General features: G+C 35.9%; 18 protein-coding genes. 6 read left to right on the forward strand and 12 right to left on the reverse strand.

The annotated features are described in order from the left end of the window. Nucleotides 1-35: 35 nt before the first annotated feature. From MBBTH_RS05950 to MBBTH_RS05970, 5 genes are all read right to left on the reverse strand, one after another. Nucleotides 36-1,547: an Ig-like domain-containing protein gene (locus MBBTH_RS05950; RefSeq protein WP_116592148.1), complete on the reverse strand. Its 1,512-nt coding sequence runs from the start codon at nucleotides 1,545-1,547 to the stop codon at nucleotides 36-38. Between the two features lie 173 nt (nucleotides 1,548-1,720). Next, nucleotides 1,721-2,476, reverse strand: coding sequence for a DUF4013 domain-containing protein (locus tag MBBTH_RS05955; RefSeq protein ID WP_165814042.1), 756 nt, complete (start codon nucleotides 2,474-2,476; stop codon nucleotides 1,721-1,723). An 8-nt stretch (nucleotides 2,477-2,484) separates the two neighbouring features. Continuing rightward, on the reverse strand, nucleotides 2,485-3,459 hold the full coding sequence (locus MBBTH_RS05960; protein ID WP_116592150.1) for a methanogenesis marker 2 protein: 975 nt from the start codon (nucleotides 3,457-3,459) through the stop codon (nucleotides 2,485-2,487). A gap of 15 nt (nucleotides 3,460-3,474) precedes the next feature. Then, entirely contained in the window at nucleotides 3,475-4,590 is a 1,116-nt protein-coding gene (locus MBBTH_RS05965; RefSeq protein ID WP_116592151.1) for a DUF2117 domain-containing protein, read from the reverse strand. Continuing rightward, complete coding sequence (locus MBBTH_RS05970; RefSeq protein WP_116592152.1) at nucleotides 4,587-5,093, reverse strand: PIN domain-containing protein; 507 nt, start codon at nucleotides 5,091-5,093, stop codon at nucleotides 4,587-4,589. Before MBBTH_RS05970 ends, MBBTH_RS05965 begins: the two co-directional genes overlap by 4 nt. Before the next feature lie 251 nt (nucleotides 5,094-5,344). On the opposite strand from MBBTH_RS05970, the gene MBBTH_RS05975 reads away from it, so the two are divergent. Genes MBBTH_RS05975 through MBBTH_RS05990 form a run of 4 tightly spaced genes read left to right on the forward strand, consistent with a single transcriptional unit; the run spans nucleotide 5,345 to nucleotide 7,775 of the window. Further along, a complete protein-coding gene (locus MBBTH_RS05975) occupies nucleotides 5,345-6,136 on the forward strand; it encodes a helix-turn-helix transcriptional regulator (protein WP_116592153.1) in 792 nt (263 codons plus the stop codon). Next, nucleotides 6,133-6,924 (forward strand): helix-turn-helix transcriptional regulator, encoded by a 792-nt coding sequence (locus tag MBBTH_RS05980; RefSeq protein ID WP_116592154.1) that lies wholly within the window; start codon nucleotides 6,133-6,135, stop codon nucleotides 6,922-6,924. Before MBBTH_RS05975 ends, MBBTH_RS05980 begins: the two co-directional genes overlap by 4 nt. A 21-nt stretch (nucleotides 6,925-6,945) precedes the next feature. After that, entirely contained in the window at nucleotides 6,946-7,266 is a 321-nt protein-coding gene (locus MBBTH_RS05985) for a winged helix-turn-helix domain-containing protein (RefSeq protein ID WP_116592155.1), read from the forward strand. Between the two features lie 2 nt (nucleotides 7,267-7,268). Further along, nucleotides 7,269-7,775, forward strand: coding sequence for a MogA/MoaB family molybdenum cofactor biosynthesis protein (locus MBBTH_RS05990; protein WP_116592156.1), 507 nt, complete (start codon nucleotides 7,269-7,271; stop codon nucleotides 7,773-7,775). A gap of 34 nt (nucleotides 7,776-7,809) precedes the next feature. Here MBBTH_RS05990 and pyrE read toward each other — a convergent pair whose 3' ends face one another. Beyond that, a complete protein-coding gene (gene pyrE / locus MBBTH_RS05995) occupies nucleotides 7,810-8,337 on the reverse strand; it encodes an orotate phosphoribosyltransferase (RefSeq protein WP_116592157.1) in 528 nt (175 codons plus the stop codon). Next, nucleotides 8,334-8,567: a PRC-barrel domain-containing protein gene (locus tag MBBTH_RS06000; RefSeq protein WP_116592158.1), complete on the reverse strand. Its 234-nt coding sequence runs from the start codon at nucleotides 8,565-8,567 to the stop codon at nucleotides 8,334-8,336. Before MBBTH_RS06000 ends, pyrE begins: the two co-directional genes overlap by 4 nt. Before the next feature lie 114 nt (nucleotides 8,568-8,681). On the opposite strand from MBBTH_RS06000, the gene xseA reads away from it, so the two are divergent. Further along, nucleotides 8,682-10,208, forward strand: coding sequence for an exodeoxyribonuclease VII large subunit (gene xseA / locus MBBTH_RS06005; RefSeq protein WP_116592159.1), 1,527 nt, complete (start codon nucleotides 8,682-8,684; stop codon nucleotides 10,206-10,208). Further along, entirely contained in the window at nucleotides 10,205-10,429 is a 225-nt protein-coding gene (locus tag MBBTH_RS06010; RefSeq protein ID WP_243409729.1) for an exodeoxyribonuclease VII small subunit, read from the forward strand. The genes xseA and MBBTH_RS06010 overlap by 4 nt, the downstream gene beginning before the upstream one ends. Here the strand turns inward: MBBTH_RS06010 and MBBTH_RS06015 are convergent. The 5 genes from MBBTH_RS06015 to dapB form a co-directional block, all read right to left on the reverse strand. Continuing rightward, nucleotides 10,413-11,432, reverse strand: coding sequence for an adenosylcobinamide amidohydrolase (locus MBBTH_RS06015; RefSeq protein ID WP_116592161.1), 1,020 nt, complete (start codon nucleotides 11,430-11,432; stop codon nucleotides 10,413-10,415). The two genes, MBBTH_RS06010 and MBBTH_RS06015, sit on opposite strands and share 17 nt — an antisense overlap. A gap of 32 nt (nucleotides 11,433-11,464) precedes the next feature. Beyond that, a complete protein-coding gene (thsA, locus tag MBBTH_RS06020) occupies nucleotides 11,465-13,078 on the reverse strand; it encodes a thermosome subunit alpha (RefSeq protein WP_116592162.1) in 1,614 nt (537 codons plus the stop codon). Between the two features lie 367 nt (nucleotides 13,079-13,445). Beyond that, nucleotides 13,446-14,603, reverse strand: a complete 1,158-nt coding sequence (locus tag MBBTH_RS06025; RefSeq protein WP_116592163.1) for a coiled-coil domain-containing protein — start codon at nucleotides 14,601-14,603, stop codon at nucleotides 13,446-13,448. Between the two features lie 230 nt (nucleotides 14,604-14,833). Then, nucleotides 14,834-15,883, reverse strand: a complete 1,050-nt coding sequence (gene asd / locus MBBTH_RS06030) for an aspartate-semialdehyde dehydrogenase (RefSeq protein WP_116592164.1) — start codon at nucleotides 15,881-15,883, stop codon at nucleotides 14,834-14,836. A 9-nt stretch (nucleotides 15,884-15,892) separates the two neighbouring features. Then, a complete protein-coding gene (gene dapB / locus MBBTH_RS06035; RefSeq protein ID WP_116592165.1) occupies nucleotides 15,893-16,714 on the reverse strand; it encodes a 4-hydroxy-tetrahydrodipicolinate reductase in 822 nt (273 codons plus the stop codon). Nucleotides 16,715-16,725: the final 11 nt, after the last annotated feature.

Below are 16,725 nucleotides of genomic sequence, written 5' to 3' on the forward strand. Positions count from 1 at the left end.
ATTCCTTTTCCTTATTTCATTAAAAAAAGCTAATTCTAATAAACCTTGATTTTTATATTATATCCATTGATTGAATGTGAGTGAGATGATTTCTTATGACAATCTGGACATCTGTATTTTGAGGTTATTTTGAATTTTTTAGTACTTGCCTTATATTTTAATGATTTTGGAACATATTTAAGTTTGAATTTGGTTGAAACGGATTTTTTGAAGTAGAATGTGAATCCGCTGCTGTAACTGTATTTTCCTTTCTTATAATTACCGGAAAATGTCACATAGAGTTTTGCTTTTCCGTTTTTGACTTTAGAATAGGAATCAGAACTTCCAACATAAATATAACCGTCTTTAACTTTCTTACCGGATTTTGTTTTCACTTTTACAGTTATTGTTTTTTTGGTATTGTAATAGCCTTTCTTGTTTTTGATGACTATCTTGGTGGCATATCTTTTGTTAACTTTTGCTTTTCCGGCAACTTTTTTTGTGTTAAAGTTATCTCCAACAAATGTTGCAGTGTATTTGTAGGTTTTTGCCTTTTTGAGCTTGATTGATTTGGTGGCCACTCCGTTTTTAACTGCTACAGAATATGTTTTGCCGTTGATTGTGAACTTAACAGTTCCTTCATTAACATTCCTTCCTTGGCTTTTGACGGTAGCTTTTAAGGTTAATTTATATCCCTGATAAGTACTTGCTTTAGCCAATGACATGCTTACAGAGGATTTCTTAACTGTAGCTGATTTGACTATTGAACTTGCAATAACATGAGCGTTATTTGATGAAATGGTAACTGTATAGGTTCCAACCGGAATTTTCGGATCGAATTTTATATATCCATCTGAACCTGAGGTATAATACCTAGTATATGTGTTTCTACTGTTGGAAAATACGATTTTTATGCTAACGCCAGAAAGTCCGTATCCAGTTTCGGATTCAGTTACTCTAATGGAGTATTGAACCCCTGAATTGTAATATGCATTATAATTCTCAGCGGAAATTATTGCATAAAACGGATCGTTGACGACAGTTAATGTAGCGGTTGAGAAAATATGATCATCATACCAATTTTTTATTTCGATTTTATATTTTCCTGGGCTTAATCCTGCTGGAATGACATAATCAACATAATTAGCTGGTTCAGTACTGTATATCTCTTCTTCATCTAGTACCGGATTATTATCAGAATCATATACATTTACACAAAAATCATATGCATAATAATCATCACTTGGAGTTATAAATATTCTAACGGACTCCTTTTGCCAATTATGAATAGTACTGTCATTTACTGTAACATTATACTCATCAAAAGATGGAACGGACACCTTATCATCATTGGAATTATCTACTGTTAACGTTTCAGTTTCATCACCAGATAACCCGTCCTCCACATTTGTTTCTAATCCTTCATCGACACTGGCTTCTATTGGGTCCACATCAACATCGTCGGTAGCCACTGTAGCATCAGCATCTTCGCTAGCGCTTACGCATGACAATGCACATAGACTCACCAGTATCAATGACAATAAAATCATGTACTTTTTCTTAAACATTTTATCCCTTTAATTGCATTTGGTGGGAAAACTTTCCCTTAATTATATATTATTTATTCCTTAGGTAATAAGTTGTATAAAGTAAATGCTTTATATTAAATTTTAGAATAAAAAGAAAGAAAAAATTAAAATCAGTGAATGAATCCATGGCATGAATAATATGAATTTTAATATTATCTAACCAAACTGTGGCTATTTCCATCAATATTTGAATACAGCATTCCCAATGAATAATTGGCTATGCTCTCCATTATTGGAATGATTACACAGATGTCGATTAAAAATCCGACATAAGGAATCGCAATTACCCATGATGAGACTATTGAAATGACAACCATCAATACCAACATTGCCACTATCCATTTGAATATGTTGAATAAACCTATATTATAAATGTCAGCAATTACCCTGTGAACCTTTAAGGCTTCTGACAAGCTGTTTAGATAAGCCAAACGGGCTTTTGCAAAGAACAGCAGGAACTCAAATATCAGATAAGTGATCAGGATTGCAAGAATCACCAAACCGAATGTTGCAATAAAACCATGAAACTGAAAGTTATAAAGCATCTTGATACTTTCTGAACCGACTGTGGACAATAGAATGAAAAATACCGCAACAGGAACAATCATATAGACCATTCTCAAGATTAAGACCCTAATGGAATCCTGTATGCTGTTCACAAGATTCAGTGAAGGCAACATTGCTGATTCCCTTGTACCGACCTTGATGATATTCAGGAAGTATCCCGGAACGATTAAAATAAATATGAAAAATGCTATCACTCCAATGAGAACAACATAATTGTTATCCAATAGCTTACCGATTGGAATGATGGCTATTAAAATAAAAAGAATGCAGATTATTGGCAATTTTGCAAGGTTTTTGAAAGGGTATTTCACCGAATTGAAGATAATTTTTGATATGTTCATAGACTGCCTCATTTAAATATGAATACTGGATTTTTCTCTTGATTGAAGACTTCCGCCTGTTCTTCACCATAATTCAGGAATAGTGAATTGGAATCTGTCACTTCACCGACGACATTGGCTTCAATTGAATATTCTGCCAAGTATTCCTTAATGTAATCGCATTTTTCCTCACTTGCGGTGAATACAAATCCTGATCCCGGATAGGACCTGAGCCAATCCACCCACTCGACACTTTCGTTTCTTGGAATATCCTCAAGATTTACGACTGCTCCCTTACCTGAGGTTTCAAGAAGCATCTCCAAGGTTCCCAATATTCCAGGATTTGAAATGTCCTTTCCGGATTTGATATAGTCATTTTCCGCAAGGTATTGGACTGCGGTTATTTGATCTTGAACCAGTTGTGCGTCTTTGTCGTATGTGGTATCCCAGTTTAGGCTGAACATTTCATGAGGTTTGCCGTCAAGGTCTATCGCAACGATTACCTTGTCGCCCGCCTCAGCGCCGAAGCTTGTAATCATCTTATCCTTTTGTGCAATTCCAACTATTGCCACTCCCAATGAATCGACCTCACCATCAGGATGCAGGTGTCCTCCAACCATCGGAACATTGAACTTTAGACATCCGTCCTTTATTCCGTTCAATAGGTCTTCGTAAATCTCATCATTGCTTATTGACATGATGTTGACCATGGCCAGTGGTTTTCCACCCATTGCAGCTATATCATTTACATTTACAAGAACAGAACAATATCCTGCCCAATATGGGTTTACGTTCATTATGTCTCCCCATATTCCATCCGCAGCAAGGAGTATTACCTGATTGTTTCCGATGTCAATAGCTGAAGCGTCATCACCAATGTCAATGACAACATCTCCTGAAACGTTGTATGATTCTTTTAAAAGTGATATTACATTATCTATTGAGCTTTTACGGGATACGCCTTTAAATTCTTGAATTTCCTTTACAAGATTTTTAAAATCCAAAGTTACACTTCCAGTTTATTCAATATAATTAATTTTGTAGTTACAATTAATATTTTTTATTATTTCAACTATTTTGTTTTCAACCTCATCGATATTTTTGAAATCAAGACTGTCCGCTTTGCCGTTGAAGATTTCCTTTTTGATATTTTGACCGATGATGTCATCAAAACCGCTTTCAACTTCAAAGATTATGGAATTATTGACCTTGAAACCATCCTCCACAACCTTGTCCAAGTCGCCATCTGTTATTCCAATTACAGGTATATCGAATCTGTACAATATGTCAGAGGATATCAATGTGGTGTCATCACCGACCGTGATGACCAAACTGGAATCCCTGAACTTGTAGACGTCCTCTCCGGCATGATCCAAAAAGGTGACCTTGAACTCATCCGGCTTTTCATTGGAGATTACCCTTGGAGTGACCTTCGCATGCCTTAAAAGACCCGTCTTTATGATTGCCGAATCCAGGTCGACTTCACCTAACTTCTCAAGGCCGTGACTCTTGAGTTCACCACCAACAATATCGACAATATGATTGTCCTTGGCAATCAATGTGAGCCTGTCCGAATTGGTTTTTCCTATAACGACACTGTTCACCATGATGTTTTCGCCAGGACTGACCCCATGGACAATCCTCTGATTAAATCCGGCATTGTCCTGCTTGATGTGCCTTTCATAAACCTCATCAGGTTTTATGATGCTCAAGCCCAACCTGTCTGACAGCTCAAATGCCAAATCCAAATCGTTGTTCCATGGAATTATGCTTCCATCATCCTCGCCCGGACGTTCAATCTGGATTACAGGAATGCTGTTATCATCAATCTTTTCAACATAATGATTATAGACCTTATATCCGAAAACCTGACCTGTGACATCGGATTTTCCATAATTCAAAAGGAATATCACATCGACGCCATCATCGTGAAATATCTTCAGGGAATCGCTTGGAACCAGCTTGCGGGAAATGTCTATAATATTCTCCAGACTCGCGTCTATGACTGCGGTACGGCCCATCGTTCCTCCAAGCCTTACCTTAACATCCCCATAACCTTTAAACAGGTCAATCAACTTCAATGCATAGCCCGAATCTATGATATTCGGACCGTGGACAACAATGCCTATTCTCATCTGTTCACCCTGATTCTTTTCTTAAATATTCGAGACCCACAGATCTCACAGTCATCAAATGGATAATCATCATCATATTCCTTTTTGCAGCCTTCACAAACCTTCTTCCAATTATAGATTCCCTTAATCCCCTCAGTCATCACGCCGGAATAAGGGATGTCCATAATCTTCAATGTATTCTGGATTGTGTAGTCATCGCTTATGACCTTGACATCTTTGCCCTCATCCTGCAACATGCACGCAAGTGAGATTAATTTTATATCAGGCATGGACAATCTTAAAATATCACCTGACATAGATATAACATCATTGACACTTGATATGTATTTGTTTGGCACATCTTGTATGATGAGATTGCCCTCTTCAATCAACATGTCAAATGTTAATTTCGATTTTAAATCTTTGATTTCAGATGTTATTTCCGGAACAGTGTAATTATTATTGGAATTGATTTTAAATCCATTAATAATAGCTGATGCATCCAATACATAACAAATTTCCATATGAATATATTTTGTGCTATAAACTAATAAAATTATTCAATTGCATTCATGGCACTGAACAGCATTGGAAGGGATTTGGAAAAATGTTGGAATGAACTCGGAAAAAGGTTGGAATAAGCTTAGAATAAAGTTTGAATAAATTTTGTAAGGATTTGGAATAATTTATTTAAATTCCATAGGTAAAAATTAATAATACCAATAATTCATTAGGATTTTGATAAAAATCCAATGCAAAAGTGGAGAAGTTAAATATGAATTTCCAAAATGACATTGAAAAGGACATTAAGTTTCTTGCAAAATCTGAAATTCGATTGAAAATTTTAAGTGAATTGGACAAGGAACCGAATAACGTACGGGGCATTGTTAAACTAACAAAAATAACATACAGCTCCGTATCAAGCAACATCGATAAATTAAAGAAAAACAATCACATTAAAAAAGTCAACAACAAATACCATGTCACTCCGATGACTGAAGTGTATCTGAAAAGTTTGATTGACTTTAAGAATAGCATAGACATGATTAACGATTATGACATATTTTGGGACAAGCACAACCTAAATCAATTAAGCATGGACTCCGTGAAAAGCATTACCGACTTGAAGGAGTCACAACTTATTGAAGCAACACCAGTAGAAATCTTCAAAACACACAACACAATCAGAAAACAAATGATCAAGTCCAAATCCGTTAAAGCAATATTTCCACATCTGCACCCAGAATATCCAAAATTAATCGAAAATGTATTGAAAAATGACGGTACAGTCGAATTAATCATCCCCCAAGACATTTTCAAGGAGTTGATCTTTAGGATTGACGGGAAAGTCAGAAGGGCTGCTATTAAAGAAAGAAAATTGAAAGTGTACAAATTCAAGCAGGATTTAAATTTGTATTTGAGCATTTGTGATGGAAACATGGCATTGGGACTGTTCAAGAACGATGGAAGTTTCGACCAGAACAGGATTCTGATTTCAAGCAATGCAAAATCCAACAAATGGGCCGAAAAGCTATTTGAACATATCAGAAAACAGGTGATATTATGACCAGTCACGAAACCAAAAAGCAGCTGACCAAAGAGTTTAGCGGACTCAAATACATTTTAACATCAGAAATGCGCTCAAAATTGTTGTTAACAATTTATGACGATTCAAAGAATTTGGATGACTTAAGAAATGAATTGAAAAAGCCCTCAGCCACAATATTGCATGGACTTAAGGAACTGGAAAACAACAATCTGGTGAGAAAGGTTCAAAAATATTATGAATTGACATCAAACGGTTATTTGATTACCACAAACATGATAAAACTCATTGAAAACTGGTATTCAGTCAATAAGAGCAAATTATTCTGGAATAACCATGATCTCTCAGACTTACCTGATGATGCGTTGAAAAACATGTACCTGTTGAAAAATGCCGAATATGTTAATTCCACAACAAGCGATTTGTCAAATGCTTTCAATGCTTACATAAAACAGATTTCAAAAGCGCGTAAATTGAAAATCATACTTCCGATTTACTCCGAAAATCATTTCAGACATCTGATAACATTATTGGATGGAAATGAGCTGGAATGCCTTGAACTTGTCATCAGTGAAGAACTGGAAAATGCTATGAGGCAAAACGAATACATTAAGCAATCAATTCTGGAAAATGAAAAGGTCAGGATAAAAACTATTAAAAACAACGTGAAACTATTCCTGACCATTTCAGATGAAGCTGTTTGCCTTACCCTGTTTTTCAAGGACGGCCATTATGATGATTCCCAGATATTGATTGCCACTGATGATGAAGCGTTGAAATGGGCTTTGAATTTATCTGCGTATTATTAACAGCAAAAACGGGGAGGTAATATGAAAGAACCGGAAAAAAATAGAGTATGGCACGTTAATAATAAGGAATTATATTACCTTTTAAAGGGAAGACTCGGCGGCAAGACAACAATCAACATCATCGACATGATTTTGGAAAAGCCCCATAACAGAAACCAGCTGTCGAAAAAACTGAATGTGGACTACAAGACAGTAACCTATCATTTGAAGATCATATGCAAATACAAGTATATTACAAAAGACCAGTTCGAAAATTCCTACTATTATCGGCCCAGCGAAAAATTATTAAAGAACCTTGCGGAATATAATCAAATAAAGAAATTAGTTGAAAATGAGGAATGAAAATGGGAAGTGAAACTTCAAAATTACATCAAAAAGAATCATCCAAGGACATTACCTGCGGATTGATAACACTTAGTGACAGCAGAAAATCCGAAAAGCTGGATTTGTCCGGAAAATATATTGCAGAAGAAATTGAATCAAGATACACATTGAAATCAAGGAAACTGATTCCTGATGAAAAAGAAGATTTGATAAATGCAATTGATTCAATGGTAAACGAGGATATTGATGTGATTATGACCAACGGAGGAACAGGTCTCGACACCAGGGACATTACCGTTGAAACCGTTGAATCACTTTTTGAGAAAAAAATCGATGGTTTCGGTGAACTCTTTAGGGCGAAATCATTTGAGGAAATCGGTTCAGCGGCTCTTCTATCAAGAGCTACCGCTGGAATCTATAAAAAAACAATCATCTTCTCTATGCCAGGCTCACCTAATGCCGTGAAGACTGCAATGAGCCTGATAATTGATGAACTTCCTCATTTTGTCCATCATGTTAAAAAATGATGAAATTAACTTTCATCATTTATTTTTATTTTTTTTAGTCGAAAAATTCGTTGACACAGATTAAAGGCTCTAACTTTATTCCTGCTTTTTCAAACTCTTCAGAGGCACCTTCCTGTCTGTCAACAACTACGAATGCCCTGACCACTTCACCGCCATTATCCTGAATTGCTTTAATGGCTTTCAAAAGTGATCCTCCTGTTGTTGCAACATCCTCGACAACAATGACCTTGTCGTTTTCGTTGAGTTCACCTTCAATGAGTTTGGAAGTTCCATAACCTTTCTTTTCCTTACGAATCATTAGCAATGGCAATTTTGACTCTAAGGAAACTGCTGTGGCTATTGGAACTGCACCTAAAGCAGGACCCGCAACCTTATCCACATCATCATCAGCTATCTTTTCAGTGATCAGTTTTGAGATTGTGGATAAAATTTCAGGTTCGGTAATCGCCTTTTTCATGTTAATGTAATAGTTGCTTTTCTTGCCTGAGGATAAAGTGAAATCCCCTTCGAGAAATACTTCATTTTCCTTAAGCAAGTCAATTAAATAATCTTTAGAACTCATAAAATATCATCTTCGCCTTTGAGTAAAATCTTATCTCCAATTACCTTTATCATTTCCATAGGAACAAGGTCTTCACTGGCTTTAAACTGTTCAGATAATCCTGAGCCTTTAATCACCACGTCTGTTATTTCAAAAGAATCCTTATCAAAAACAACATCTGTTACTTTTCCTACGATTTGAATGTCAGCATCGAGAACTTCCTTGCCAAATAATTCATCTTTGATTCTCATATTAAACACCTTAAATATAGATAGTCATTCGTATTAATTAACTGTTTCTAAAAATATGAAAAAGTCTTTTAAATAGAAACAACATAATAACAATATTGATTTTAAGGTGAATTCATGGAAGAGAAAACATTCACGGTATCTGAGATTAATTCTTATCTTAAAAAGAAGATGAATTTCGACCCTAAGTTGAAAAACATTTACATCAAAGGAGAAATTTCAAATTATAACTCTTATCCAAATAGCCACAGTTATTTCACTTTGAAAGATGAAACATCTCAGATTCCGGCGGTGATGTTTAAAAGCAGCAAAGACAGATTTCTTAAATTCACACCTGAAAACGGTATGAAAGTAATTGTTAAAGGCAGCATAGAAGTTTACCACAAAGAAGGAAAATATCAATTGAATGCCCGAAGAATTACTGAAGATGGATTGGGTGATTTGCATGTGGCTTTTGAACAGCTGAAAAAAGAACTCAAGAGAATGGGATTGTTTGAAGAAAGCCATAAAAAGAAAATACCGAAATATCCCAATAGAATTGGAGTCGTTACTGCACAAACCGGTGCTGCAATTAGAGACATTATCACGACAATTAAAAGGAGATATCCTATTTGTGAGATTTTAGTATTTTCAACACTTGTTCAGGGAAATCAGGCAGCCCCTCAAATTGCAGGGCAAATTAAACATGCTCAGAAGTTCAATTTGGATACATTAATTGTTGGGCGTGGTGGAGGAAGCATTGAAGATCTATGGCCTTTCAATGAAAGAGAAGTTGCCCAGGCGATTTATGATTGTGAAATTCCGGTCATTAGTGCTGTGGGACATGAAATTGACTTCACAATTGCTGATTTTGTAGCGGACAAGCGAGCCGCAACACCAACAGCCGCTGCCGAAATTGCCGTGCCAAACATTAATGAAGTTAAGGACAATGTTAAACAACTCAACAGAAGAGCAAATAAATCCATAAATGATAAAATAACCATGAATAGAACTATATTAGATAATATTTCTAAGAAAAATATCTTAAAAAATCCTGAATCAATTTATGAGATAAAAATGATGATTCTGGACAATTTAGTTGGCAAATTAACGTTTTCATCTAAAAACATTATTGATAAAAATAAGAATAAACTGATTAGGCTAGAAAGCTCAACAATCTTAAAAAACCCAGAATCAATTTATGAGATTAAAATGATGAGCTTGAATAATCTAGTTGATAAATTAACATTTTCATCAAAAAACATTGTTGATAAAAATAAAAATAGATTAATTAGGCTAGAAAGCTCAACAATCTTAAAAAACCCTGAACCAATATATAATTACAAAAGAATTGATTTGAATAATCTAGTTTATAAATTAAACTTCTCTGCAACCCGCATTGTCAACGAGAATAGGAACAAATTATTCAAAATTGAAAATTCACATATATTGAAGAACCCTGAGGAAATCATAAAAGATAAAAAAGACTCATATTTGAAAAATTTTAACAAATTGGAAGTTTTGAATCCACTTTTAACATTGAAAAGAGGTTATGCAATAGCAAAGACTGAAGATAAGGTAATATCCTCATCCAAAGATGTTAAAGTAGGAGATAAAGTTGATATTGAACTTGAAGACGGAACTATAAACACAAAGGTGATATGATGGAAGAAAAATTAAGTTTTGAAGAAAGTTTAGAAAAATTAGAGGAAATCGTGAACAGATTAGAAAATGGAAATGTGCCATTGGATGATGCTATTGAGGAATTTAAGAATGCTATGGATTTAGTTAAAATCTGCAATGAAAAACTGGAAGCGGCTGAAGAGTCAATAGCAAAAATCGTTAAAGACAATGGAGAGGTTGTTGAATTCAATCCAACCGAATAAAATAGTTAATCCAATATTCCAATAACCTTTTTATTGGATAACTATTGCAATTTTCCTTTATTTTTATTGCCAATTCATAAGCTTCCCGCTTTTGAATCAGGCCATTTTCCACTTCATCAATTAAATTCAAAATTGAAGTAGTTATCGCCACATTATCCTGCTTTTTGGCATCTATTCTTAACTGCTTTATGAATTCGAATTTATCCTCTTCGAGATTATCGTAGAACTCATTGATATCCAACGTATATCTATTCAATCTGACCAGCGCATTGGACTGGGACTTGCTTGTAATCCAGACCTGTTTTCCAATGGCTTTCGGAACCGCCTCAATCACCGCATTTGCAATCAGCTCCCCAAGCTTTGAATGCTTTCCTGCATTGGTCAGCTTGTCATCGGAATCAGTGTTGGAAAATATCGCCACACCATCGGTACCTGTTCCTGTTGCAAATCCATTGGAATACTGTGAGGGAATTCTCAAATTACCTAACGCAACCGTTTTTGCCTCTGTAACTGTCATGAACGCTTCCATCAATGTTGACTTGTCCAGATTAACATTGGTGAGCAAGATGATATTGATTGTTCCAAAGTGAAATTCTCCGTTTTCCTCCCAATATGATGCCGGATCGCCCGCCCTTGATGCGTTTGTCCTGACTCCTGCAGTAACGATTGCAGTCGCTTCAATGTTTTTGAATGCCTTGGTTACAATGCTGACGTTTTTCATCTCGGCAAGAGTGATCAGACCTGTGGAATATTTGGGATCAATGTCCATCGCTTTGCATTCATTAATCAGATATTCGCATATGTCATGGTCCACAAGATAATCAATTCTCTCCTGCGACAAATGTTGGTTAAAAACAGTCTTGTACAGGTCATTGCTGCCGGCATTTAACTCAGAAGTTGATATTCCATTGCGGTTAACGCCAAAATTAATTAGAATGGTGTCATTTAAATAATAAATTTCATCATTGAGTGATGTTTTAAAAATAAGCCTATTTGTGTACATAAAAAAATAAAAAAAGAGTGATGTAAAAGAATTTACATCATTGGAGGCATTCCGCCCATAGCGGAAGGGTCCATACCCATGTCTTCAGGGCCTCTGGTTGATGCAATTACATCATCAATTCTTAAAATCATTTCAGCTGCTTCAGATGCAGATTGGATAGCTTGTTTTTTGACACGTTTAGGTTCAATTACACCAGCTTCTTTCATGTCTGCTACTTCACCAGTGAATACATCTAATCCCATGTAGAAGGAGTCTTCTTGTGCTGCTCTTAAGTCAACTAAGGAGTCGATACTGTCTAAACCTGCGTTTTCAGCTAAGGTTTTTGGTACGATTTCTAAAGCTTCTGCAAATGCGTTTACTGCTAATTGTTCTCTTCCGGAAATGGATTCTGCGTAGTCTTTGAGTTTTTTAGCCATTGCGATTTCAGGAGCTCCTCCACCTGCAACAACTTTGTCGTCTTCTACAGTAGCTGCAACTACACCGATTGCGTCTTCGATTGCTCTTACGATTTCGTCAACGATGTGTTTGGTACTTCCTCTTACGAATAAGGTTACGGATTTTGCGCCGCTGCATTCTTCTACGAAGATCATTTCTTCACCGGAGATTTTTCTTTCTTCAACAGTTCCAGCGATACCTAAGTCTTCTTCGGTTAAGTCATCTAAGTTTGTGATGACGCTTGCGCCAGTTGCTCTGGATAATTTTTCGATGTCAGATTTTTTGACTCTTCTTACTGCTAAAACACCAGCTTTGGATAAGTAGTGTTGTGCTAAGTCATCGATACCTTTTTGTGCGAATAATACGTTTGCTCCAGCATCAACGATTTTGTTGACCATGTCTTTAACCATTTTTTCTTCTTGTTCGATGAAAGCTTGCATTTGAGCAGGGTCAGTGATTGTGATTTCAGCGTCCATTTCGGTTTCTTTAACTTCTAATGGAGTGTTGATTAATGCGATTTTTGCGTCTTTGATTTCAGATGGCATACCTGGGTGTACTCTTTCTTTGTCTACAATTACACCTTCAACTAAGTTGGATTCTTCAACAACAGCTCCATCTTTTTTCTCGATTTTGATGTTGTCGGTGTCAACGGTGCCGTCTTCTTCTGCTACAGCTTCAACTGCGTCTACGATTAATTTTGCTAATGGTTCGCGTGCAGCTTCGGTTCCTTTACCGGTCATAGCGGTCATTGCCACTTTGAGTAAGATTTCAGAGTCAATGTCGTCGATTGCGATTTGGTCTAAAATTTCTTGTGCTTTTTCTGCTGCTTTTCTGTATCCCATTGCAATGATTGTTGGGTGGATGTCTGAGTCGAGTAATCCTTCGGATTTTTTCAATAGTTCACCAGCGATGATAACTGCGGTGGTAGTTCCGTCTCCGACTTCATCTTCTTGGGTTTTTGCTACTTCCACGAGCATTTTTGCTGCTGGGTGTTCGATATCCATTTCTTTTAAGATTGTTACACCGTCGTTGGTTACTACGATGTCACCGAGTCCGTCGACTAACATTTTGTCCATTCCTTTTGGACCTAAAGTTGTTCTAACGGTTTCAGCTAATACTTTACCGGCTAAGATGTTATTTCTTTGTGCATCTCTGCCGACAGACCTGTTAGTACCTTCAGGTAAGATAAAAATTGGTTGTCCTTGTGCCATTAATAATCACCTTTTTTTAATTTTATAAATAATTAGATCAGTTTAATTATCAACATGAGAAAATAAGTTTATAGTGTTGACTAAACCTTTCTACATAATACATGAGTTTAAGGTTATATAAATACTTTATGGTATAAAGTAAATTAAAGTAAGAAAAATAATTAACCGAAATATCGCTTCGAAAAAACCATCAAAAATATTGAAAAAAGGCATCAGAATTATGACAGTTATATGTTACCATTGCCAGATATTGAGTGAAGAATCCATTAATTGAAAGGGGCCATGAAAAAAATATCAACCGAAACAAGATGGAATAGATGTAACAGGAAATAATTGAAAAAATATAAAAAAAGAAAATAAGATAGAATTATCTACCTTGTTTTTTCTCCAATCTGAAAGGAGGTGTTTGCTCTTGAGTTTCGTAAGCCTCCTGTTCTTCTTGCAGGTCATTGAAGAAATTGTTGATTTCCTCCAACCTTTTGATTTTATCCTCTTTTCTTTGAAGCTCACTTTGAAGTCTCAAGTATTCCTCACGGGAAACACTTTGCTCCTTAAGATAGCGAAGTTCACTATCACGGGCACTGAGTTCGCTTTCCAAATGGTTTTGGAGATTGATATAATCCTCTTTAGGAATGGATCTTTCTCTGAGATATTGGATTTCACTATCCCTTGCATCAATCTCATTATCGAATCTTGCTTTAAGATTTGTATAATCTTCCTTAGGAACTGTGCTTTGTTGTAAATCGGCAATTTGAGTATCTAAACTTTTAATTTCGGAGTTGAATTTAAGTTGTAAATCTTCATAGTCTCTTTTTGGGATAGAATCTTGCCTTAGGGTTAGAATTTCATTATTCATCGCATTGAGTTCAGATTCAAATTGAGTTTGAAGAGAGATGTATTCATCTTTAGGGATGGTCTGTTGTTTTAGAATATCCATTTCGGTTTTGATTTGGTTAATTTCACTCTCTTTAATGCGGATCTCATTGTTCTTCAATTCGATTTGTTTCTCAAGTTCCAAAATTTGCGCTTGAGATTCCACATCATTTTCCAATTTTAGTACTTTGATTTTATATTCATCGATTGTTCTGGAAAGAGAATTGATTTGAGCTTCTTTTTCAGCAATGCTCTTATAAGATTCAGTTAATCTTTCATTGACCTCAGCCAATTCCTTTTTCTTATAGTCATAGAGTTGCTCAGCGAAATATTCCTTAATCTCTTCAAGAGAATTGTTGACATAATCCAGTTCATAGATCCTGTCCTCTTGATTTTTGATGAGAATATCCTTCTCTTCCATCTGTTTTTTCAAAAGATTGATTTCATCCTCTGCCTTAAATTTAATGACAGAAACTTCTTTTTCCTTATCTACAATATCTTTTTCGAGCTCTTTTATCCTTTGAGGAGTAGTATCATTTTCCCGTTCCACTTCAAGCTCAGTCAATTCAAATTTTAAGCTATTAAGCTCCAATAGGCAAGATCGAATTAAAGATTGTAGAGTATCTTTTTCAGCATCAATTCCTATTTGCATTCTATCCCTTAGTTTAAATTTTATCCCAATATCGAATTCAAATTAGTGTGACATTATGAATTTGAAAACTCCGATATATTGTACAATATATTTCCTTGATATAAAATATTAATTTCATACTATTTAAATTAAACCCTTAAATTAACTTACAATTGAAATTAAAAAGAAATAGAAAAAAGATAGAAAAAATAAAAAAAAATAGAAAAAATAGAAAAATTAAATTGATAAAATTAGAGTATTTTATCATTAATTAATTCTGCATTTAATATAGATGCTCCAGCAGCACCACGAACAGTGTTGTGCCCTACAAGAACATATTTAAAGCTATTGTCAAATGCTTGGTCTTCTCTTAATCTACCAACAGTAACGGCCATACCATTACCTGCATTTCTGTCCATTCTAGGCTGTGGGCGGTCGTTTTCATTTTTGACAATTACTGGATTTTCAGGAGCTGAGAACAGATTAAGTTCTTGTGGCAATCCTTTGAAGTTTGCCATTTTGTCAGCCACATCATCAATGTCAAATTTATCATCCAACTCGATGAAAACTGCTTCAGTATGACCATCGATAACAGGGACCCTATGACATGATGCACTCAATTTGAAATCTGCATTGATTACATCGCTACCATCAAATTTACCTAACAGATATAAGGATTCGCTTTCCATTTTTTCCTCTTCCCCACCAATGTAAGGAACGAGATTATCGATAATGGCCATTGATGGAACCCCGTTATAACCTGCACCGGACACAGCTTGCATGGTTGACACCCTTACGGAATTAACATTGAAATTATCAACAATAGGTTTTAATGTCAATGCCAAAGCAATTGTTGAACAGTTTGGATTGGTTACAATGAATCCATCCCAGTCATTTTCCTTCTGTTGGGCATCAATCATGTCTAAACATTCAGGATTGACTTCAGGAATTACTAATGGAATATTTTTCTTCATCCTGTGTGCGCTGGCGTTACTTGCAACAACATAATCCTTTGCATATGCCTTTTCAACAGTCAATGCGAAATCTGCAGGAAGGGATGAAAATACAATGTCCACATCATTATCCATTGCTTCCGGAGTAGTTTCAATCACTTCAATGTCTTTAACAGACTCAGGCATTTCATTATTCATATACCAGGTTGTAGCATCCTCATATCTTTTACCAGCTGATCTGGAGGAAGCCGCCAATGCAGTGACTTCAAAATCAGGATGGTTTTCAAGCAATTGGATGAATCTTTGTCCAACCATTCCAGTTGCGCCAAGTACTCCTACATTTACCATATCTAACACCTATTCTAATCCTAAAACGTCATTCATGCTGCTGACAATGCCTTTTTCAGCATTCGGAATGTATCTGATAGCTCTTATTACACCTGCAATGAACACTTCTCTTGTATGTGCCTGGTGCTTGAGCTCAATTCTTTCACCGTCGCCGACAAACATTACGGTGTGGTCACCTACAATGTCACCACCACGGATTGCATGAACACCTATTTCTTCAGGGGTTCTTTTGCCGACAAGTCCTTTTCTTCCGTAAACACCTACCTCTTCCGGGTCACGTTCCAATTCTTTAGCTATAACTTCAAATGCAGTCATAGCTGTTCCGGATGGAGCGTCCTTTTTCTGGTTGTGGTGAGCTTCAATAATTTCAATATCAAAATCATACAATAACGGAGCCAATTTCTTTAATGTATTGAAGAACACATTCACTCCGATAGCCATGTTTGATGAGATGACTGCAGGAACATTATTGGCCTTTACATTGTCAATGTTTGATTGCATCTGTTCATCACTGAATCCGGTGGTTCCAACAACAACACCGACACCACAGGATGTTGCGGTTTTAATTGTTTCAACAGCTGCGTGAGCGATAGTGAAATCAACCAAAACATCAGGTTCGGATGCTTTTAAAGTTTCTTCCAAGTTTTCAGATCCGGTGATTTCAACACCTAACTCGTCAATTCCAGCCTGAAGGCCTGCATCTTTACCTGCAAGAGGAGTGTTAGGCATTTCAATAGCCGCAACAACTTCCATGTCATCTTGCTCAGTAATTTTTCTAATTATTCCGGAGCCCATTCTTCCTGCGGCTCCAGTTACTGCAACTCTAATCATAATAATACCAA

Source organism: Methanobrevibacter thaueri (assembly GCF_003111625.1).
Classification (GTDB): Archaea; Methanobacteriota; Methanobacteria; order Methanobacteriales; family Methanobacteriaceae; genus Methanocatella; species Methanocatella thaueri.